Origin of the sequence: Novipirellula galeiformis, from assembly GCF_007860095.1 — a bacterium.
Taxonomy (GTDB): Bacteria; Planctomycetota; Planctomycetia; order Pirellulales; family Pirellulaceae; genus Novipirellula; species Novipirellula galeiformis.
Window position 1 is genome coordinate 376,478 of sequence record NZ_SJPT01000001.1, and the last position, 20,910, is coordinate 397,387.

The following is a 20,910-nucleotide window of genomic DNA, read 5'->3' on the forward strand; positions in this document are numbered from 1 at the left end:
TCTAAGGCAATCGTCCGCACGATTTGGACTCGGGCATTCAACTTAAATACCGCTCGCCGCAGCAACGTCGCCCATGGCGTTGCTTGTGTCGAGCATCTTGATGGCCGAGCGGAGTGAGTCGACATCGGGTTGGCTATTGGGCGATTCGTTTTGCCCGTTTGGTAACGAGTCGATTTGTGGCACTTCCGACTGGGGAACCAGGTTCTCTGCGAGGGGCTGCACGTTCTGGACGCTATCGGATTGGATCGTGGAAACCGATTCGGATTCCACCGTCGTGCTCACCGACACGGAAACGACGGGGATCGATGCGGCGTCGAACGCTTTCAAGTTATTCGCTTCGTCGCTCTCCATCAGTTCGTCAAAACTATCGATGGCGACGACGAGCCGTTGAAAGCCAATGACTTGTCCGTTGCGGTTGCCCATTGCCAGCGCTTCGATTGGCAACGTCACCAACACTTCGAGTGATTCGCCCGCTTCGATTTTGTCCGTCTTCACCGTGACGTTGGGCGACGTTGGACAGATGTGTCCAAAGACCGCAACGGCGGAAACATGGAAACCACAAACACGGCGAGTGCTTTGGTTTTGAATCACGATGGCGAACGTCGGCCCACACGCCGAATCGAGAGGTTCGTGTTGGTGGACCTCGACGATTTGTAAATCGCCGATTTCACCGCTGGGGATCAGCACGTGCCCAAACGGCGACGAATGGAATGTCGAGCCACGATGGAACGTGTTGTTGACGCCGTGCTGCGAAATCAAGTCGATGACGTGACCGCAATAGGAATGGTTTCCGAAAAGATGCGAGGCGTTGATTTGCTGTGCATCGGATTTCATCGTCATGCAGACGATGAAACTAGTGGTCATCAAGACCTTGGTCAATGTTTGGCGGTTCATGGGTTTGCTCTGTTAGGAAAAGTGAATTGGGTTTCGATACAAGAAAAGCCCGGCAACCGCGAAACAATCGGGGCGTCGGGCTTAGTGGTGTTTGTTGAATCAGCAGAGTGGACGACTACCAGCAACCCCAGTAGCTGGTGTAACAAGGGGTGTAGAATGAGTAAGTCGGGGTGTAGCTGTAGTGGGATGTGTACACTGGGGTGTAGTAGTTGTGGCTGTGGTGCACAGGACGGTACCAGTTGCTGTAGCTGCGGTAGTGGTGGTGGCGGTGACCGTAACCAATTCGGCGGAAGCAGGCCGCGATGGCCTCTTCGCCACTTTGTTTCTCGCCGTCGTTCAACAGGGACTCCACATCGGCAAGTCCAAGATCGTCGCTGTCATCGACCTGAGCGATCGAGTCGTTTTGGTCTAGGTTGGCGATCGTCGAGAGCATGCTGTCCTCAGCCATAACCGAGCTAGCAACCAAGATCATCGGGGCAACTGCGAAAAAGAATCGGTTTAACATCTTACTGTTCTCCAAATATGGCAGTGAATTGAAGGAAGCGATCGTGAGTCTGCCGTGTCGCGTCGCTGCGTTGTTTGCTTGACTAACATGCCAAGCGATGGCCCCGCCGATGTGTTACGCGAAAATTCAAAAATGTTTTCGAAGAGGTTTTCGCTGGCCGTTTCGACGATCTTTTCGCACACGGGTTTGCGGTAACCCCCAACGCTGTGAAGCATTTTCTGGTAGCTGGCCTTCGCCAGAAGGTGGTGATTCGCATTTGCGCGCCAACAATCCACGCTCTGGCGAGCGTAGCTGCGAAACGCCAATCCTTTAATCTGCCGCCTCTAAATGCTTCACAGCGTTTTGTAACAACGCTCGCATTTTTACGCTGGGATAGAGAGTCACGCGATTGAAATGAGTCATCGCGACGCCTTACCTCTTATGCACCCCCGAGTATTACGATGCGTTACCTATTCTCTTTTGCAGTGCTTGCTGCTTTGTTTTGTGGCAATGCACAGGTCCACGCGGATGACAATTTGTTTTCCGAAGTCGCGATGGAGTCCGTCTTTGAGAAACAGGTTGCGACAGTAAAAGACGTTGCCACGATCACTGACGGAGAAACAACGCAGCGGATTGTGGGCGTTTCCTCGCTGATCCAGGTTTTGAAGGCCGCCGGATTTGAGCCCCGCGAAGAACAGGGATCGGCGACGTTCAAACTCAATCACGCCCAATGGATTTTTCCCGTTTCGATGACGGTGTTTGTCGACGAAGATCGCATCGCTTGCGAAATGTCGCTCGTCAAAATGGAAGACGATGCGTCGTTTGACAAAGAAACACTGCTGAAATTGCTGGTCTCCAACACCGCAACCCAGGGCGGCTATTTCGCGTTTGATCAAGAAAACAAGCGAATCCAGTTGCGAGTCTCGCTCAGCAACCGAGCTGTTACGGCGCGTCAATTGAAGGCGGATCTGACCCAGTTGGCGATTTTGGCAGAGCGAAAGTCCGATATCTGGTCCAAAAGCAATTCCAAACCGTCGACCTCAGTCGCCCCGGCAATACCAACCCACGGCGCGAGTTCAGCCAAGCCCCGCTTGTCGTTAGCAGGAACATGGTCGGCATCGCTGAACAGCGGCGAAGCGTTCGCACTTCGATTAAACAGTGAAGGCACGTTCCAATTGGTCCACATGAAATCGGGAAAATCGACCTCCTCGAAAGGCAAAGTGACCCGCGTCGACGACAAGCTGACTTTGATCGGAGACGACAAAATCACGCTAAATTGCACGGTCAATCAGACCGTGGCTGACAAATTCCAGCTGGCCGTCAACGACGCCAAGGGCAACGTGGCAATCAAGCTCGATTTCACCAACGCCAAGTAAGCACGGCGCGTGTGCTCTTTAGCGGGTTGTCAGGCATGACAATACGGGTTGGCGGTAGTGGATCTTGCCAAAGATCCTTATGCAGCAGGATCTTTAGCAAGATCCACTACTCTAAAAATCATCTGTAACACCCTCGCTCGCTCTCCGCTTGGTAAGTAGAGCCAAGCCGATTTTTCCCCCGCGACTGACGCGGTCGCGACAGCAACCTCGAGGTGATTCAATGACCCTTCTCCGACCCCACGGCGTCCTTTCGCCAATCTGTTACGCCTTGTTCGCATCGTTGACGTTTGTCACATCGATGACGCAAACCGCACGAGCCGACGCGGACAAGTACAGCAAAACCCTGCAATCAACCGTCTGGATTATCACCAGCGACGCGGAAAACGAAACCTCCACCGGAACCGGAGTCTTCGTCGACGTGGACAAGCGACTCGTGCTCACCAACGCTCATGTGGTTGGCGACAGCCGCTCGGCAGTGATCTTTTTTGCCGATGTCCGAAACGGGCTGCCCGAGGTCAAACGAAAGCATTACCTCGACAACGTGCTGAAACTCGCTCAGCCCGGTAAGGTCGTCGCGGTCGACCGCAAACGCGATTTGGCCCTCATTCAACTGCCCAAAGTGCCCGATCGTGCCAAGGTGATCGAGTTGGCGGACGCCAGCACTAAGCCCGGATCGGCGGTTGATGTGATCGGAAACCCCGGCGGCAGCGACGTTTTGTGGGTCAACACCTCGGGAACCGTTCGCTCGGTGTACGATAAAAAATTCAAATCCAACCACGGCGAACATGATTTCAAAGTGGTCGAGATCCAAAGCCCGATCAAACCTGGCGACAGCGGCGGACCCGTCGTCGACAACGAAGGCAAATTGGTCGCAATCGCCCAATCGTTTTCGCCGGAAAGCCCATTGATTAGCTACTGTGTCGATGTGACTGAAATCAAAGCGTTCATGGACGGATCGTGGAAAGAAGCCCCGCTGCCGACCAAAGATCTGTTGGACGCCGCAAACATCACGCACACCAAGCATTCGACCGGTCACTACCAAGTCGAGCAGGAGATTTCCAAAGGCAAGAAACAAGCCGTTTTTGTGGCCAAAGAGACGGAGTACTTCAAACGAGCCGATGTGCGGAAGATCTGGTCACTCGTTTCGGTGTCCAAAGACGCTCCGACCAGCGAGTTGATGATGCGGCTGCTTCGTCAAAGTTCGGCAACAAAAATGGGCTCGTGGGCAGTGGAAAAGAACTCGTCCGGTGAACACATGATCCTCTTTGTTGCCAAGCTCGATGCCACCGCACCGTCGGAAGCCGTTCAAGGAACGATCGAGTATGTCGCCCGCATTGCCGGGGCGATGCACAAGGAACTGAATCCAAGCAAAGACGAGAAAACAGCGAAAGAAACGTTGGCATCGTGGCTCGCCAAATAAGGTCGCTCAGGTTCGCTCAGGACCGTCGGAATAACTACTGACGTAGTGGATCTTGCTAAAGATCCCATGCAGACGGGATCTTTAGCAAGATCCACTACGCAACTTCCGCACTTAATATTTCGAAGATCCCTGCCTACCTGCTACGAAAAAATCGGTAAGAAATCGTGTAACGCTTTTCCAAGACGCTCGCTTGGTTATTTATCAGGCGGATGACAAAAAACCAAGTCATCCACCTGATTCTCACTCACACTCAGTCCACGTCAGCTCAGGAATCGGAAATCATGAAACGCTCATTCAAAACACTCGCCGTCGCCGTTACCACCATCGCTCTGACCACCGCCAACGGTTCGCTCGTGTCAGCTTGTGGAGGACGATCCGGTGGCGGTTCATCCGCTCGTGCTAGTTTCGGAGGCCACTCGAGCTTCGGAGGTCACTCGAGCTATTCAAGTCACCGCAATTATGGCGGTCACTATGTCGGCAGCAGCACGTATGCATCGTCTTGTCCTACGTCGCGATATGCGTCGCCCGTGTACTCGCAACCCGCCCTTTCGCACGCCATTCCTTCGCAGCCTCAGCCTCAGTTCGAACAAGCCCCAGCGCCGACGGGGGCTCCGTCCAACTTGGCCGCGAACGGTTTTAGCCAAGGTCGTCCCGTGCAAACAGCGTCAACCCAGCCTGTGAATGCGGCTGCCCCGGCCCCTGCACCAACGCAATCGACTCCGCCACGCATCCAACCGGTTTCGCAACCCACTTCGCAACCGCAATCGGCCGAAGCCTCGGCTTTGCAGATGTTGGCTTCGATCAACAATGTCGAGCCGTCGCCCGCCGAGGAGACTCAACCGCAACTGCCTGAGTTCACCGCAGCATCCTCGACGACCGCTGGTGCCCATGTCGGAAATTGGAAAGTCAATTTGCCGGGCAATCAATCGGTCGAGTTGAATTTGGCCGACGATGGCAACTTCAGTTGGACAGCGACGAAAGATGGCAAGTCGAACTCGTTCAGCGGCCAGTACCGATTAGAAAACGGCCAACTCACCTTGGTACGATCCAATGACTTGCAACAGATGACGGGCCAATGGACTGGTAACGAAGGGAACTTCACCTTCAAGCTTGAAGGAGCAACCAACGGCGGTTTGAATTTCCAACGCAGCTAAGTGCCTCCACGTGCAGCATGTCACCTTTCCCAACCTCGTTTGGGAAAGGTGAATTCATTGGACTTAACGTAGCTTAGGCTTCCAATCTGGGGTCAAATGAGATCCCCAGGTTGGCAGCCTAAGCTACGTTTTGCAGCTCCGCCGCCTTGAGGTTAACTACGTTTGGGGGAGGTGGCAGAGAGACTTTTCAACCCGCCCTGCCCTGCCCTACTTGAAACGAGAGACTTCATTTTCGCCGGCTCCATCGGCGCATAAAAAAAGCGGCTCCTTTGAAATCGGAGCCGCTATGGAGCGTTCGGCGGCCGTGCATGGCCGCCGTGCTACAACTGAATATTAAGCACCGAATTCGATTCGGCGTGGTCCGAGTTGCTGTTGCAATCGGTTCACAATCGACGTGTGCATCTGGCTAACGCGAGACTCGGAAAGATCGAGGGTTGCACCGATTTCTTTCATCGTGAGTTCTTCGTAGTAATAAAGAATGATGATCAATCGTTCGTTGCGGTTGAGTCCTTTGGTGACCAATCGCATCAAGTCATTCTTTTGCACACGGATCGTTGGGTCTTCGCCCTTCTTGTCTTCAAGAACGTCGATTTCACGGACATCTTTGTAGCTGTCCGTTTCGTACCACTTCTTGTTCAACGAGACGACGCCGACCGCATTGGCGTCGGATTGCATCTTTTCGAGTTCAGCGAGAGGGATCTCCATCTTCTCGGAAAGTTCCAAGTTAGTTGGAGCCCGGCCATGTTTGGTTTCGAGTTCCTTTTTGGCCGTGGCCAGCTTGCTGGCTTTGCTGCGCACCAAGCGGGGGACCCAGTCCATGGTGCGAAGTTCGTCAAGCATGGCACCCCGAATTCGTGGCACACAATACGTTTCGAACTTAACGCCGCGTTCCATGTCGTACGCATCGATGGCGTCCATCAGGCCGAAGATGCCGGCGCTGATCAAGTCATCGAGTTCGACTCCATCAGGAAGTCGTTGCCAAATCCGTTCGCCGTTATAGCGAACCAGTGGCATGAAACGCTCGACCAACCGATTGCGTAAGTCTTCGTAGTCCGCTGCGTCCTTGGTGATTTTCTTGAAGTCTTGCCAGACTTGTAGAATCTCATCGTCGGTTGTGACTGTCGCTGCCATCCAATCCTCCGTGACCAAAAAATGTACTGACGGCATCATGCCATCGGCGTTTTGTAACCATTCACTTGACGTTGCCGCAGTTCGGCTCGGAGCCAAGTGGTAATTACTCGTGTTAAATCCAGGACGGCTTGGCGACGTTTGCATCCATGCTCACGTAAACCAAATCCGCCGTGGCGTCCAAGCTAAGAATCCTGTCGAACATCCGTGTTCAAGATTCGTTGCTGGATTTGTCTTCGCTAAGAGTTGCGTCAATGATCCCTTGGCGATACCACTCGACTCGGTGTCGGAAAGCGGTTTCCATGGAATCACGAACGACGTACTCGGTAATCCACCCTGCGACCCATCCAAACACGCTGAATATCAGCAGGGCAACCATCGCTTCCATCGCGACTTGATCGGCGATCTCGCCGAAGATTGCACCTCGCACGACGACTAAAGCCATTGCAAGAGCACCCAGGCATAATGCGAAGCTTCGTGTCAACGTTGCAGTGTCCGTTTGTGAACAAGGTTTCCTGTGTTGTAATCGGAGCAACCTGATAATTGCAAAATTGGCTCAAGCCACTTTTGCTGTGTCCGGTGTGCTACACCCTCTGTATCGGCTCTGACCCAGGTTCAACCTGAATCAATCTTTTAAAAAATTAGGCTGCGTCTAAATGTTGGCTTTGTAGTGTGTTTGGCATCAGACGCGACAGCAACGTTTCGGCGTTGGCAACTTGAATGTCGTCCGGGACTTGTTGTCCATGCGTGATGTAGCTCATCGGGATGCCCGGAAACTGATCCGATGCTGTGATCGCCGAGAGCACTCCCGCCGTGCTGGTCGCTTCATCAAGCTTGGTCAAGATCGCGGCGGTCGGTCGCGCGGGAGCAAACCCACGCAACACCGAACGGAGTGTGGCGACCGAGCTAGTCGCCGCCATCACTAAGTGCGTTTCATCGGGCTGCGCCATTTGCAACAACTCCACCAATTGGTCGATCCTGGCGTCGCTCGCTGGGCTTCGGCCCGCGGTATCAATCAGTACCAAGTCGACGTCGCCGAGCCGTTCAATGGCGGGTTGCATTTGGGCTGGCTTTTCGACCACCTCCATCGGCAAGTCCATGATCTCGGCGTAGGCCTCAAGTTGCTGGACCGCCGCGATGCGGAATGTATCGATGGTGACTAAGCCAACGCGGCGTCGTTCCTCGATGCGGAATCCCGCTGCTAACTTTGCAATCGTGGTGGTTTTGCCGACGCCCGTCGGGCCAACCAGGGCGACAATGTGTTTGGAACCGGGTTGAGTTCGAATCGGACCGGCTAGGCGAAGTTCGCGAGTGATCGAGCGTTGTAAGTGTTCCATCCACGGTGGGCCGTGAGATTCTCCCAGCCCCGCTGCAAAACTCTCCGTCGCTTGCAGCCAGCGATCCGCGGTGCTCGCCGCGACCCCGGCTTCGATCAATTGCTCACGGTACGCTTGCAGCGGTCCGGCCAACATCGACGACGAGTGCATGAACATGCTGCGCCGTGGTGATTCATGTTCGTCGCCGAGAGTGGATCCCTCGGTGCGGTCTTCGTGAAGGGAATCCGACGTCGACGTGTGAGTGGAATCGCGTAGTCCCGCAGTCACTTCGACGTAAGTACGGCCAAGCCAACCCATCCATCCATCACGGACTTGACGAGTATGCAGCACCGAGGCATCCGTGCCCATTTGCTGGCGGATCTCTTCAAGGGCATCTTGAAGGCTGGCGGCTCGGAAAGTGCGAATATGCATAGTGCGAATCACATCGCGAGGAATTTCATGGGAATCATAAGAGCGGTCGACAAGGACCGCTTTGGATTCACTGCGGATAGGGGGTTAACTTCGGCTTGGGGCTCAGTGGGTTTTAGGTATCACTCACGACTCCGTGCGATTCAATCTTCGTGTCCTGAGTCACTTCGTTGTACGACAGGATTCTTAATCGTGGCATCGACGGCGATGTGATTTGGCGAAGCCCTGGGCGGATGCGAGGACTGACCAACAAAATCGGCGGATAGCCAGCGGTAATCAGTTTCTTAACGGCTTCTTGGATTCTTTCGCAAGTGAGGTCTACCGCTTGCGGACTCATTCTCACAAAAAGTCCTCGTTCGGTATGTTCGATGCCTGCGGCAATCCGATCTTCCATCGCTGGATCGAGGGCAAGCACATGCAATTGATTGTGTTCGTCGCGATAGCGAGTGCTAATCGTCCGGGCCAAGCGGTGCCGAACGTACTCGCACAACAAAACGGGGTCTTTGGTGCGGGATGCAAAATCGCCAAGCGTTTCGAGAATGATACTGAGTTGGCGAATCGGGACATCTTCACGAAGCAGGAGGTGTAGCACCTGCTGGACTTCGCTGATCTTCATCGCCCCTGGGATCAATTCGTCGACGACTGCGGGCGAGACCTCTTTGAGTTCGTCAATTAAATGCTTCGTCGCGTCACGCGAGAGCAATTCATCGGCATGACGGCGGGCAATCTCTTGCAAATGGGTCGCCAAGACGGCGCCGGGTTCCACCGTCGTGTAGCCGTAAATCGCGGCCTGTTCGCGACGCATCGGGTCGATCCAAACCGCCGGTTCGCCGAACGTGGGGTCGCGGGTGGGCTCGCCGGTAATGGTGCCAGTGGTTTGGCCGCTGTCGATTGCCAGCAATTTGTCGGGACGTACGATCGCGCGGGCAATCGTATTGCCAGCAATGCGGATCTCGTATTCGCTTTCGTCTAAACTCATCTCGTCTCGCACGCGAACTTTCGGCAACACGATGCCAATGTCCGAGGCGATCGAGTTGCGGACTCCCGTGATCCGTTGCATTAAGTCGCCGCCACGTCCGGGGTCGGCTAAGCTCAGCAACCCAAGACCGATCGTCATCTCCATCGGGTCGATCGTTAAAAAGTCTTCGACTCGTTTTTCAGGAGGAGCCGCCGCAGCCGCTTTCTCGGCTTGGTCGCGAACTTGTTTCTCGTCCACTTCACGGGTGTTGTTGCGGTTCATCACGATCGCTAACCCGATGCACCCTGCTCCGAGCGTTGCCATTGGAATCGTCGGAAGGCTGGTCACGATCAACAGCAGCAAAAAGCAACCGGCGACCGTCAATGCCTTGGGGTTGCCAAAGAGTTGTTGCAGGAATTGGACCGGTAGGTTGACCTTTTGAGTGCTCCGCGTGACCAGCAAACCGGCCGCCAGCGAGATAAAAAGGGCCGGGACTTGGCTGACCAATCCGTCGCCAATCGTTAACTTGGTAAATAAGGCGCCCGCTTCGGTGATCGTCATACCGGCATGCATCACGCCGATATACAAGCCACCGATGACGTTGACGACCGTGATCACAATCCCCGCGATCGCGTCGCCACGGACGAACTTGCTAGCACCATCCATTGCCCCGTAGAAATCGGCCTGGGAACTCACCTCTTCACGGCGGCGCTGAGCTTCCTTTTCATCGATCAGCCCGGCGTTCAAATCGGCGTCAATCGCCATTTGGCGACCTGGCATCCCATCCAACGCAAACCGTGCCGCAACTTCACTGATCCGGGTCGAACCCTTGGTAATCACGATGAATTGAATCAAGACGATGATCAAAAAGATAATGATCCCGACTTCGATTCGATCCCCCGCGACAAATTCGCCAAAATTCTGGATCACGCCGCCGGCAGCTTCCATCTTCAGCGTGTCCGCCCCGGTTAAAATCAGTCGCGTTGTGGCGACGTTCAATACCAAACGGGCAAGCGTGGTCGCCAGCAGCAGCGAAGGGAAAATACTGAATTCGAGGGGCGTGGAGACATAAATCGTCGTCAATAGGATGATGACCCCGATGGTGATGTTGGCTGCGAGTAGCAGGTCCATCACGATTGCCGGCAGCGGCACGAGGATGACGATCAAGCAGCCGATGATCCCCACTGGCAAAACTAAATCGCGGTAACGAAGTAGAGCTGACAGCACAAGAAAATCCTTCCCATCGATAACGAAGCGACCCATTCGCTTCTCTTGAGGGAAAGTACAAAAAAAGTAGGGATCAGGTCTAGAGAAGAACAGACCACCAATCGCCCCCCTTTTTCTAGCCTTTGAGCCGCAAAGCTCAGCTCTTGGGAGGGGAGGCGTCTCTCAGCTTGGCGGCTCCCTGGTGGGGGGGCTCGATGCCCGGGCCGTCGTCTAGTTTCTGACCGGTGGCATCGGAGGGCCTTCGCGATGCCTTGCGCCCGATTCGCGTTCGCTCGTCGAAGTGCGGCCCAGGGGCTCGAAGGGGCCGCTCATCGCAGCGGTGGTATTGATTACCGCTGATTACTTCTCAAGCGACCAGTGGATTGCGTTGAGGAGCAGTTGCGGCAGCACTTCCGCTGCGAAATCGTCGCGATAGCCCAGAGAGGTGTAGAACGACTTGCCACCGTCTGCCCGCGTGAAGGTCCATGCAATCGGTTCACTCCCCTGCCCCTCTACTTTGCCGTCCATCAAAACCACCGCGCCGTCGGCTAGCGGGGCGACTTTGTAGAGTGAGCCCCTGGAGACAAATGATTCCGTTTTAATGTCGGAGAGCAATGTTGCCGGGATCGAATTGTCGTTGCGAATGGTGACGGTGGTTATGAGCGTATCTTTATAGTGCCCGCTGTAGTTGCCGCCGAACACCTCGCGGTCCCAGGCGAGCCATTGGTCGTGACCCGGGGGCGAGGCTTCATTGCGTAAGGCAAAGGCATGATTGGCGGTACGGATCCCAATCACCGGTTTGCCTTGGGCAACGTGGTCGCGGATTAATTTCAATTGAGATTTGGGTAGGGCGCGTCGCCGGACACTGACCAGCAAGACATCGGCGTCACGGATCGCTTCGCTACCCACAAGCGTGTTTCTGTCTTCCTTGTCGGCAAACACCAGCGAGGTGCGGAAGGCCTTTTGGAGATGTTGTTCGGCAAACTTGGGCAGCGTTTTCTCCGTTTCATATTCTCGTTCTGCGATCAACATCACCAGATGCGGAGGGAGCGGTTCCGCGATCGCGTGGGGAGACAAACAACAAGCAATCAGTAAGCACGCAACGGCTCGCAAGTTCATGAGTTGGGATCCTAGACGGAGGGGAGTTGAAACGTCCCCAGCATAGTCGCTTTTCGCTGGCGAAGTCGCGACAGAAATAGGGCGCCGAGAGCGGCGTGGGGAAGGGAGAAGGTGCCCGTTGGCCCCCGAGCGTTGGGGCGACATTCCCACGGGGCCCGCGTTATCGTGAAGCCTGCTGTGATTGAGGGCCCGCTTTTGCGAGAGCCCGCAGGGTGGAGCGTGCGGATGCTGCAGAGGCGGATGAGTCGCGTAAAAACGAACCGTTCGGACCTGTTAGCCGCGAAATGCCAAGGCACTTCGCGGCAGGGTCAATGGCCATTCATCCAATGGCCATTTATCGGATCGCCGGCAATCGCGGTGAGCTACGACAACCAACTGGGCAGTTCGCCCGCTTTCGGCAGATCGATCATTTTGATCTGCGTGATCGCTTCGATGCTTTCGACTTCTTCGAGTGCTTCGGCCGAGACTTCACCATCGATGTTCAGCACGCCAATTGCGGTTCCGCCGGGTGCGTTGCCTTCGCGGCCAACGGCCATTTGCGCGATGTTGATTCCATGGGTTCCGAACACGGTTCCCACGCGACCGATGATGCCGGGGACGTCTTTGTGTGCGAAGACCATCAACTTGCCATCGAGGAAGGATTCCAAGCGATATTCGTCAAGGGTGATCAAGCGTGGCATGTTTTGTCCGAGCACCGCTCCGCCCACGACAATGCTGCGACCGCTGCCGGAAACGGTCACCGTAATGCTCGAAGAGAACGCGCCCTTGTCGCGATGTTTTTCTTCGGAGAGTTCAATGCCACGTTCACGCAACAACATTTCTGAATTGACGATGTTGGCGTCATCGACGATTCGTTCGAGCAACCCGGCGCAGAACGCGTTATTGACCACGCGAGTGTCTTTGCCGGCAATTTCGCCACGATACGAGATCGACACATGATCGATGCCGCCGCCGTGCCATTGGCATGCGAGCAGGCCAAGCCGATGAGCGACATTCAAAAAGCCGCGAAGTTCGGCGAGCGTCTTGGGGTCCAGCGCGGCGACATTAACGCTGTGGCGGATTTCGCCGGTTTCTAAGTAGTTGATTAACAAGTGAATGCCTTCGACGGCCACTTGGGTTTGGGCCTCTTCGGTGCTGGCACCGAGATGCGGCGTGCAGACTACGTTGGGCATGCCAAACAGCGGGTTGTCGGTGCAAGGTTCGTCTTCGTAGACGTCTAGGGCAACGCCGCCGAGTCGGCCGCTCTTGAGCCCTTCGACCAACGCATCGATGTTGTAAATGCCACCGCGAGCCGCGTTCACGACACGCAAGCCCGGTTTGACTTTGTCGAGCTGAGCATGGCTGATCAATCCCGTGGTTTCGGGGGTCAGCGGGGTGTGGACGGTGAGGTAATCGATTTGCGGAAGCATCTCGTCGACTGTGGCGACGCGTTTGACCCCGATCGAGGCGGCTTGTTCGTCGGTCAGGAAGGGGTCAAAGGCGATCACGTTCATGTCAAACGCGATTGCGCGCGAGGCGACTTCGCGGCCGATTCGCCCCATCCCCACGACGCCGAGCGTTTTGCCGGCCATTTGGGTGCCCATGTATTTTTTACGGTCCCAGCGTCCTTCGACGAGCCCTTGGTTGGCGGCCGGAATGTTGCGGCTGAGGGCCAACATCAGTGCGAACGCGTGCTCTGCCGTGCTGACGGTATTTCCCGCCGGCGTGTTCATCACGACGATGCCGCGACGGGTCGCTGCAGCTTTGTCGATATTATCGGTCCCCACGCCCGCTCGCACCAAGGCACGCATCCGCGTGTTGCCTTCGAGCGATTCGGGAGTGATCTTCACTCCGCTACGAAGGATTGCGCCGTCAAACTCGTTCAGCGCGGTTCGTAAGTCTTCACCGGAAAGCCCCGTACGGACCTCGTACTCGACGTTCGGGTGAGCGTCGAGGAGATCGAGACCTTCTTGGGCAATGTTGTCGAGGACGAGAATACGGTGCATGGCAGAAAACAGTGGTCCGAGAGGGAGTAAAGGAGTGGAGCAGCCTAAGCAGGGGGGCAACGTGAAGCTAGCCGTTCTTTTTGGCAAAATCGGTCATGAATTTTGCCAATGTTTGGGCACCTTCGAGCGGCATCGCATTGTAAACACTGGCTCGGATGCCGCCGACGCTGCGGTGCCCTTTTAAGCTGGCCAGGTTGTGAGCGCTCGCTTCGCTAACAAACTTTTTCAGCAATTCGTCGCTGGGGAGGTTGAACGTGACGTTCATTTTCGATCGGCAGCAATCAACCGCATGCCCTTGGTAGAAATCACCGTGGGCATCGACGACATCGTAAAGCAGTTGCGATTTTTCTTGGTTTAATTTTGCCATCGCGTCGAGGCCGCCAATGTCATCGACGAGCCAGCGAGCGACTTTGCCAAGCGCGTAAATGGCGAAGGTTGGCGGGGTATTCCACTCGGAATCCGCTTCAGCGTGGTTCTTGTAATTCAAATAACCCGGTAAATCGGGTTGCCCGGCGTCGATCAAATCGCGACGCACAATCACGACGGTCACGCCAGCGGGGCCTGCGTTCTTTTGAGCACAAGCGTAAAGCATGCCGTACTTGCGGATGTCCAAGGGACGCGAGAGGAAATCGCTCGAAGCGTCACAGATCAACGGGACGCCAGCGGGGCTCTCAGGTTCTTCTTGGAACTGAACCCCTTGGATCGTTTCGTTGCTGCAGTAGTACAAATACCCGGCGTCATCGCGGACTTGGTAGTCAGCGGCCTTAGGGACATGGTTGTAATTCGACTCTTTGGCGTCGTAGATGACTTCGACATTGCCTTCCTTTTTGGCTTCGCCGACCGCCTTTTTGCCCCACGCTCCGGTGACCAAGTATTGCGCGACCTTGTCGGTACCGCGGATCAGGTTTGCGGGAATCATCGAGAATTGCAGCGTCGCACCGCCTTGCAGAAACAGCACGGCATAGTCGTCATTGATGTTCAACAGCGACCGAATGCTATTCTCGGCATCGTGCAAAATGTCGATAAATGCTTGGTCGCGATGGCTCATCTCCATCAACGAGCATCCCGCGCCCGGCAGGCAAAGCATTTCGTCTTGAAGTTGCTGGAGTACCGAAAGCGGCATCGCAGCAGGTCCAGCGGAAAAGTTGAAGACGCGCTGAGCAGTCGCGGTAGCACTCATCGTTAGCGAATTTCCATCACGTGGGTTGCTTGGCCAGACGAAAGGAAATCATAGCCAAACGCGGAATTACAAAGCGTAGCTGCGAATTCTATGCTGAGCGGATTAAGTACGAAAGGTTGCCTGGATAGATTCGTGACAGGGCAGGATGAGCTCGGTATTTGTGAATGGAAAGTCCAAAACACGCTTAATCGCCAGAATTGTGGTTCCTTGGCCCGTAAAATGCCTATAGCAGAAGCGAATGGAGGGAAACGAAGGACGATTTCCAAATTGGGGGCATCCTGCTTCGACGTTGGAAAATTTCTTCCGACCTTCCAGGGTTGACGAGACTTAGTAGCCAACAATTTAGGAGGCGTGCCAATGTCACGGGGTTCTTCACAAGACGTATCGTCGGATGCAATGCGAGCAATTTCGCTCGCAGCGGAGCTATTGAGCGAGGCGAGCAAGTTACAAACGCCGCAAGAGCGGCGTCAACAAGCCGAGCTCGATCGCATGATCGGGCACGCCGAGGACAAGGCGACACTCGTCGAAATGACCGACCAAGCCTTTCGCACCCATTCGCCCGCTCGGGTGGCGGACCAATTGACTCACCTGTTGGACGTCCAGGGGATCCCGCGGTTTTTCAGCCCCGTCGAACAAGCGATGTTGAAAGGGTTCCAGTCGTTTGGCGAGTACCTGCCCGGCGTCGCGGTGCCGTTGGTCAAAGAAAAAATGCGGCGTGAGACCGCGAATGTGATTTTGCCAGCGGAGTCGAAGCTGTTGGGCGAGCATCTTCGCAATCGCCAAACGCATGGCATGCACATGAACGTCAACTTGCTCGGCGAGGCGATCTTGGGCGAACAGGAAGCTCGTCGGCGAGTCGATCAATGTTATGAAGCGCTGCGGATGAATGATCTGAAATGTTTGTCGGTCAAAATTTCGACGCTGTACAGCCAGATCTCTCCGATCGCCCGGCGACACTCGATCGATAAAGTCGCCGATCGGCTCGAGGCACTCTACCGAATCGCGATGAACAAGGCCGACCCGATGACGAAACAAAGCAAGTTCGTCTACTTGGATATGGAAGAGTACCGTGATCTCTATTTGACCGCGGACATCTTGTGCAATGCACTCGATCGCGAATCGATGCTAAACGTATCAGCGGGAATCGCACTGCAAGCCTACGTGCCGGACTCCTACGACGTGATGATGCGGTTGATCGATTGGTCGCGTCAACGCGTCGCTCAAGGGGGCCAACCGTTGACGATCCGCTTAGTCAAAGGCGCGAATCTGGAAATGGAACGCGTTGACGCTTCGATCCAAGGTTGGCCGCAAGCTCCGTATCGATCCAAAGTGGAAACCGATGCAAATTTCAAGTCGATGCTGCGACAGTTGATCGATGGGGCTGCCGAGGGAGTCATCCGCGTTGGCGTGGCGTCACACAACTTGTTCGATGTTGCTTTGGCGCTGCTTTGGTCAGCCGATTGTAACGCGACGGAGAACATTCAATTTGAAATGCTCGAGGGAATGGCGAACCATCAACGTCGTGCGATCTCCGAGCGTGACAATAAAATGGTGCTCTACGCACCCGCCTGTTTTCAAGACAGCTTCATCAATGCGATCGCCTATTTGATCCGGCGATTGGATGAGAACACGGGGCCGGAAAACTTCTTGCGACATACTTATCGGTTGAAGCCCGATAGCGAAGAGTTTGCGATGCTGGCCCAAGGTTTCAAGGATTCGATGGCCATCATTGACACCGTGTCTCATACGTCGCGTCGGACGCAAGATCGACGTGTGCGACCGGAACAGCCGGCGGTGGCGGAGCACTGGACTCAATTTGTGAACGACCCCGATACCGATTGGTCGTTACCGCATAACGCAGAGTGGATCGAATCGGTATTGAACCAGTGGAAAGATCGCTGCGACACCCTTTCGACCGGCAGTGGTGAGATTCGCGAGTCGACCGATCCGTCACGCCCTGGTGTGGTGGTGTGTCGCTACTCGGTGCCAACATTGGCGGACGTCGAGGCCGCGGTGCAAACCGCCTCGGCGGTTCAGGCCGAATGGGGGCGAACGAGCGTCCAATATCGTCATGACTTGCTGCGTGCGGTAGCTCAGAAGTTGCGGATTCGACGTGGCGATTTGATCGCGACGATGGTCGCCGATGGCGGAAAAACAGTGCTCGAGGCCGACCCCGAAGTCAGCGAAGCAATCGATTTTTGCGAGTTCTATCCGCTGACGGTCGATCATTGGCATCGGCAATCCAGCGTCAAGCTCGAGCCACGTGGCACCGTGGCGGTCGTCACGCCCTGGAATTTCCCCTTGGCGATTCCAGCCGGTGGGATTGCCGCGGCGCTGGCTGCTGGGAATTGTGTGCTGCTGAAACCTGCCTCCGAGACCGTGCTGGTCGCGTGGCATTTATGTCAAGCGTTCTGGGATGCCGGAGTTCCCAAAGACGTGTTGCAATTCGTGCCGTGCGACGGACGAACCGCCGAAGCGGGACTCGTCAAGAATCCGCAAATTGAAACCGTGATTTTGACGGGCGGCACCTCGACCGCGAAACGCATGCTTTCGGTGCGAAACGATTTGCACCTGTTGGCGGAAACCGGTGGCAAGAACGCCACGATCGTTACCTCGATGGCCGACCGTGACTTGGCGGTAAAACATGTCGTCCAGTCTGCGTTTGGACACAGCGGCCAAAAATGCAGTGCGACGTCACTGTTGTTACTCGAAAACGACGTGTTTGAGGACAAAACGTTTCGCGAGATGTTAGCCGATGCTGTCTCGAGCATCCGTGTCGGTTCGAGTTGGGATTTGTCGACAAAGATGGGGCCGCTGATCAAACCACCGCAAGCGGAATTAAATCAGGGGCTGAAATCGCTTGAGGATGACGAGTCATGGTTGGTGATTCCCGAGCACATCGTCGACAACCCGAATTTGTATCGACCGGGAGTCAAATGGAATATTCGGCCGGGAAGTTTCACGCATCTAACCGAACTGTTCGGCCCGGTCCTTGGGGTGATGCGGTTCTCGCGGTTGGAAGAGGCGATTGAGATCGTGCGTTCGACGGGCTATGGCTTGACCAGCGGGCTGGAGAGTTTGGATGACCGCGAGATCACGTTGTGGCGAGATTCGGTTCACGCCGGCAACCTGTACATCAATCGTCCCACGACCGGAGCGATTGTGCTGCGGCAACCGTTTGGTGGCGTCGGTTTGAGTGCCTATGGACCGGGCGTCAAAGCAGGTGGGCCGCACTACGTGCTGCCGCTCATGCAGGTCACCGATGGGAAATCAACGGTTACGCTGGGATCTCGCGAGACGTTCGGATCTGACGAATTGGACCGCTTGAGTTCGTTGTTGGAATGGGCCGAAGGGGAGGCGGTGGTCGATGATGTTGCCGCAACTCGGATTCAAGCGGCGGCAGCGACGCAACGAGTCGCGGTGGAAAATGAGTTTTCCAATGATCACGACACCTTCCGTCTGATCGGGCAAGACAACATTCGCCGGTACCGGCCGACGCAGGCGATGAATCTTCGTTTTGCAGCGAGTGATTCGATTTCGGATATTTGGATTGCGTTGTCGGCCGCGATTGCGGTCAAGACACAAGTGACGTTATCGATCGATCCCGAGGTGTCGGATGCGATCCAAGACTTGCTCGAGATGATTGCCGATGAATTCCCCGGCCTGGTGAATCCGATCGAGGAGTCGTCCTCCGATTTGGTGGAGCGAATTGCGGAAGGCGACGTCGGCCGGCTACGGTTGCTTGGTTCGACGAAGACGAGTGAGATCGACGAGGCGTGTGCCGAGCATTTTGTGACCGTGATTCGCGAGCCGGTGCTCGTCGAAGGGTCGGTGGAATGTTTGCGTTATCTCGACGAACAATCGATCTCGCACGACTACCACCGCTACGGCAATCCCGGTCGCCGCGCCGGAGAAAAACGAGCCGAGGTGCTTTAGGCGGCCTCCTTTTTCAATTGACAATTGAAATTTATAAATTGTTTCAGCGCAGCGACATCCGCACCAAGGTGCCGTCGGCGGGTTTGGTGGAGACGCCTGCGCGGGCTGGATTCGCTGGGTTTTCAGCTTGGAATTGGAACGTTTTGACGAACGCGCCCACGACCAAGCCGACTTCGAGTTCGCCTAGATGTTTTCCAGGACAGACTCGGGGGCCATGACCAAAACCAAAATGCAGGATGTCCTTCGTCGCTCGCCCCGCCCCAGCTAAATGGTCCCAGCGCTGGGGGGCGAATTCGCAGGCGGGATATCCGGCGGCGACAACACCCCAGTGGTCTTCGTGTCGATTCGCGTGCCACACATCTAACAGAATGTGCGTTCCACTTGGAATAAACATTTTACGCCCATCGGCGGTGGTCACCCAGGTGTCACGCGTGGCGCGGCGAGGCAAGAAATACAGCGAGGGTGTCAGCCGGAGAGTCTCATTCAACACGTCGCGTAGGTAGGTCGCACTGGCCAACGACTCGGGCGTGTAGACATCAATGTCTTTGACCTGTTGGAACACTTTCTCTTGTGCTGCCGGGTTGCGGGCGAGGTGCGAGATCGCCCAGGTTGCATACGACGTGGTCGCTTCGAGTGCCCCAGCCAAGAAGACCTTCAGATTGCTGAGCAGCTTCGCGTCAGGTGCATCGGATTTGAACTGCTTCCACAACGCCTTGTTCTCGGCTCGCGGGGCCAGCACGCATTGCGTCAACTCATCAAACGCTGCATCGTCTCGCTTCGCCTGAGCGATTCGTTTGCTCAACCCAGGCAATTTACGCCACGGAATGCCAAGCTTGTTCTTGACGGTGTCGGACACGATATGGTCGATCACTCGTTCTAATGCGGGCACATATCGGTTACTCAGTTCGTCATAGGAAATCTCGGCACCAAAAAAATTGTTGGTCAGCATCTCCAACATCACCACTTTGACTTCGGGTTCCAAGCGGATTTCTACCGTTTCTTGGCCGCTGTTGGATAAGTGTTGCCGCAGTAGCTCGATCCGCTGCTCGACGGTGGTGCGAAATGTCTCGGCGAACTCGCAAAATTGTTCGGGTTGATACAGTGTTGTTTTACCGAATGGGCAGGCCGCAATCTTGCGTTGCTTCTTCCACTCGGCCCCGTTTGCAAACAGCAAGGTGTCCTTGCCGGTCGCTCGCGCAATTCCAACTGATGGGAGTGTGTCGCGGTCGAATTGTCCCTCGCGATCGCCGGTAGCGGTGGCGATGGCCCGAATGATTCCTGGGTCTCGCGTCACCAAGACAGGAGCAAAACCGGGAATATCTAAGTAGCGGTTATGGCGGCCTGGTCCCTGTTCGTCGTCTGCACCATGGAAATAGCTTTCGAGAATCCGGACCGGATCATGGAAATTCCAGCGATGCGGAAACGGCAACGAAGGGCGTCCCGATCCAGGATGAAACAATCGCACCCGCGTCGGCAGGCAATCGCCCTCAAACGGATTGATTGCGAACAACTGCTTTGGCAGTCGGGCCACGCGCCGGTATCCCGGCAGTGAATCGGATAGGAATCGAGTGAAGTTCGACATGATCGGGAATCCAACTGGGGGCGAACTACCCGTGTCTGTATCAGCGTAGCCCGCGGGAAGCTCGCCGTGACTCTATTCTTCGAAGCCAAACTCGCGCATCCAGTGCTCGACTTCCTCGCTTGTTACTTTGCCTTTGGGTTTGCCGGTGCGGTTGATGCTGCCGCCCTGCCCTGCCCCGTCGGAAATCTCGATCGCTAGATGAGGATGATCTTCGAGTAGATCATCCAACCACGGAGCGGCGTCAAATGGTATCGCACCTCGCCGTTTCGCGGCGTCTTGCAAACGATGATCGGACGAGACGACGGCTAATTGCTTGGGCGCCGAGTGCTCGCTGATCAGCCGCTCAATCAAATCGTCGGCTTCTGGATCGTCGACCGCAAAGCGAATGTCGATTCCAGAAACCTCATATTGGCTGACCGCATTGTCTGGCGGACAGCGGGCGTCAAACACGACACAGGTGCGTTTGCGAACGTTTTCGGGAAGATGATCGCAGAGTCGAGAGACTAGCCGGTTGCGTTCGGCTTGAAGCCACCGTGAGTTGCTTGCCGTCGAGTGAGCAGACGTGAGGTTTCCAGGTCTTCCAGGAGCGGCAACGGGCGCTATGACGTTGTATCCGTCGACTAGCAGTAAGAGTGACATGGGGCGGACTTCGGCACGAACTCGCTCTGAATCACAGAGCACGGGCCCATTGGAACAAGGGCAACGTGGTATTGTCGCAGGAACCGATCGAGGTTCAATCCCTT

General features: G+C 55.5%; 15 protein-coding genes. 4 read left to right on the forward strand and 11 right to left on the reverse strand.

Translation table 11 applies throughout. The features are described 5' to 3' along the window. Positions 1-42: 42 nt before the first annotated feature. Both Pla52o_RS01285 and Pla52o_RS01290 read right to left on the reverse strand, forming a co-directional pair. Positions 43-894 carry a hypothetical protein gene (locus tag Pla52o_RS01285; RefSeq protein WP_146592779.1) on the reverse strand — a complete coding sequence of 284 codons (852 nt, stop codon included), beginning with the start codon at positions 892-894 and terminating at the stop codon, positions 43-45. Between the two features lie 115 nt (positions 895-1,009). Then, entirely contained in the window at positions 1,010-1,399 is a 390-nt protein-coding gene (locus tag Pla52o_RS01290) for a hypothetical protein (protein WP_146592780.1), read from the reverse strand. A 440-nt stretch (positions 1,400-1,839) separates the two neighbouring features. On the opposite strand from Pla52o_RS01290, the gene Pla52o_RS01295 reads away from it, so the two are divergent. From Pla52o_RS01295 to Pla52o_RS01305, 3 genes are all read left to right on the forward strand, one after another. Then, positions 1,840-2,754: a type III secretion system chaperone gene (locus Pla52o_RS01295; protein ID WP_146592781.1), complete on the forward strand. Its 915-nt coding sequence runs from the start codon at positions 1,840-1,842 to the stop codon at positions 2,752-2,754. 220 nt (positions 2,755-2,974) lie between these two features. After that, complete coding sequence (locus Pla52o_RS01300; protein WP_146592782.1) at positions 2,975-4,174, forward strand: S1 family peptidase; 1,200 nt, start codon at positions 2,975-2,977, stop codon at positions 4,172-4,174. Positions 4,175-4,455: 281 nt separating this feature from the next. Continuing rightward, positions 4,456-5,328 (forward strand): hypothetical protein, encoded by an 873-nt coding sequence (locus Pla52o_RS01305; RefSeq protein WP_146592783.1) that lies wholly within the window; start codon positions 4,456-4,458, stop codon positions 5,326-5,328. 333 nt (positions 5,329-5,661) lie between these two features. On the opposite strand, the gene Pla52o_RS01310 is transcribed toward Pla52o_RS01305, so the two are convergent. The 7 genes from Pla52o_RS01310 to serC all read right to left on the reverse strand — a co-directional run bounded on the left by Pla52o_RS01310 (position 5,662) and on the right by serC (position 14,649). Beyond that, positions 5,662-6,459 (reverse strand): FliA/WhiG family RNA polymerase sigma factor, encoded by a 798-nt coding sequence (locus Pla52o_RS01310; protein WP_146592784.1) that lies wholly within the window; start codon positions 6,457-6,459, stop codon positions 5,662-5,664. A gap of 208 nt (positions 6,460-6,667) precedes the next feature. Beyond that, positions 6,668-6,901: a hypothetical protein gene (locus Pla52o_RS01315; protein WP_146592785.1), complete on the reverse strand. Its 234-nt coding sequence runs from the start codon at positions 6,899-6,901 to the stop codon at positions 6,668-6,670. Positions 6,902-7,097: 196 nt separating this feature from the next. Continuing rightward, complete coding sequence (locus Pla52o_RS01320) at positions 7,098-8,204, reverse strand: flagellar biosynthesis protein FlhF (protein ID WP_146592786.1); 1,107 nt, start codon at positions 8,202-8,204, stop codon at positions 7,098-7,100. A 112-nt stretch (positions 8,205-8,316) separates the two neighbouring features. Continuing rightward, complete coding sequence (gene flhA, locus Pla52o_RS01325) at positions 8,317-10,386, reverse strand: flagellar biosynthesis protein FlhA (RefSeq protein ID WP_390620825.1); 2,070 nt, start codon at positions 10,384-10,386, stop codon at positions 8,317-8,319. A gap of 339 nt (positions 10,387-10,725) precedes the next feature. Beyond that, positions 10,726-11,484: a ThuA domain-containing protein gene (locus Pla52o_RS01330; RefSeq protein ID WP_197168933.1), complete on the reverse strand. Its 759-nt coding sequence runs from the start codon at positions 11,482-11,484 to the stop codon at positions 10,726-10,728. Between the two features lie 362 nt (positions 11,485-11,846). Then, complete coding sequence (serA, locus tag Pla52o_RS01335) at positions 11,847-13,469, reverse strand: phosphoglycerate dehydrogenase (RefSeq protein WP_146592789.1); 1,623 nt, start codon at positions 13,467-13,469, stop codon at positions 11,847-11,849. 67 nt (positions 13,470-13,536) lie between these two features. Then, positions 13,537-14,649: a 3-phosphoserine/phosphohydroxythreonine transaminase gene (gene serC, locus Pla52o_RS01340; RefSeq protein WP_146592790.1), complete on the reverse strand. Its 1,113-nt coding sequence runs from the start codon at positions 14,647-14,649 to the stop codon at positions 13,537-13,539. A gap of 357 nt (positions 14,650-15,006) precedes the next feature. On the opposite strand from serC, the gene Pla52o_RS01345 reads away from it, so the two are divergent. After that, a complete protein-coding gene (locus tag Pla52o_RS01345) occupies positions 15,007-18,585 on the forward strand; it encodes a bifunctional proline dehydrogenase/L-glutamate gamma-semialdehyde dehydrogenase (RefSeq protein WP_146592791.1) in 3,579 nt (1,192 codons plus the stop codon). A 43-nt stretch (positions 18,586-18,628) separates the two neighbouring features. Here Pla52o_RS01345 and Pla52o_RS01350 read toward each other — a convergent pair whose 3' ends face one another. Beyond that, positions 18,629-20,167, reverse strand: coding sequence for a cytochrome P450 (locus tag Pla52o_RS01350; protein ID WP_146592792.1), 1,539 nt, complete (start codon positions 20,165-20,167; stop codon positions 18,629-18,631). Between the two features lie 72 nt (positions 20,168-20,239). Next, positions 20,240-20,806 (reverse strand): NYN domain-containing protein, encoded by a 567-nt coding sequence (locus Pla52o_RS01355; protein ID WP_146592793.1) that lies wholly within the window; start codon positions 20,804-20,806, stop codon positions 20,240-20,242. Between the last annotated feature and the right edge of the window lie 104 nt (positions 20,807-20,910).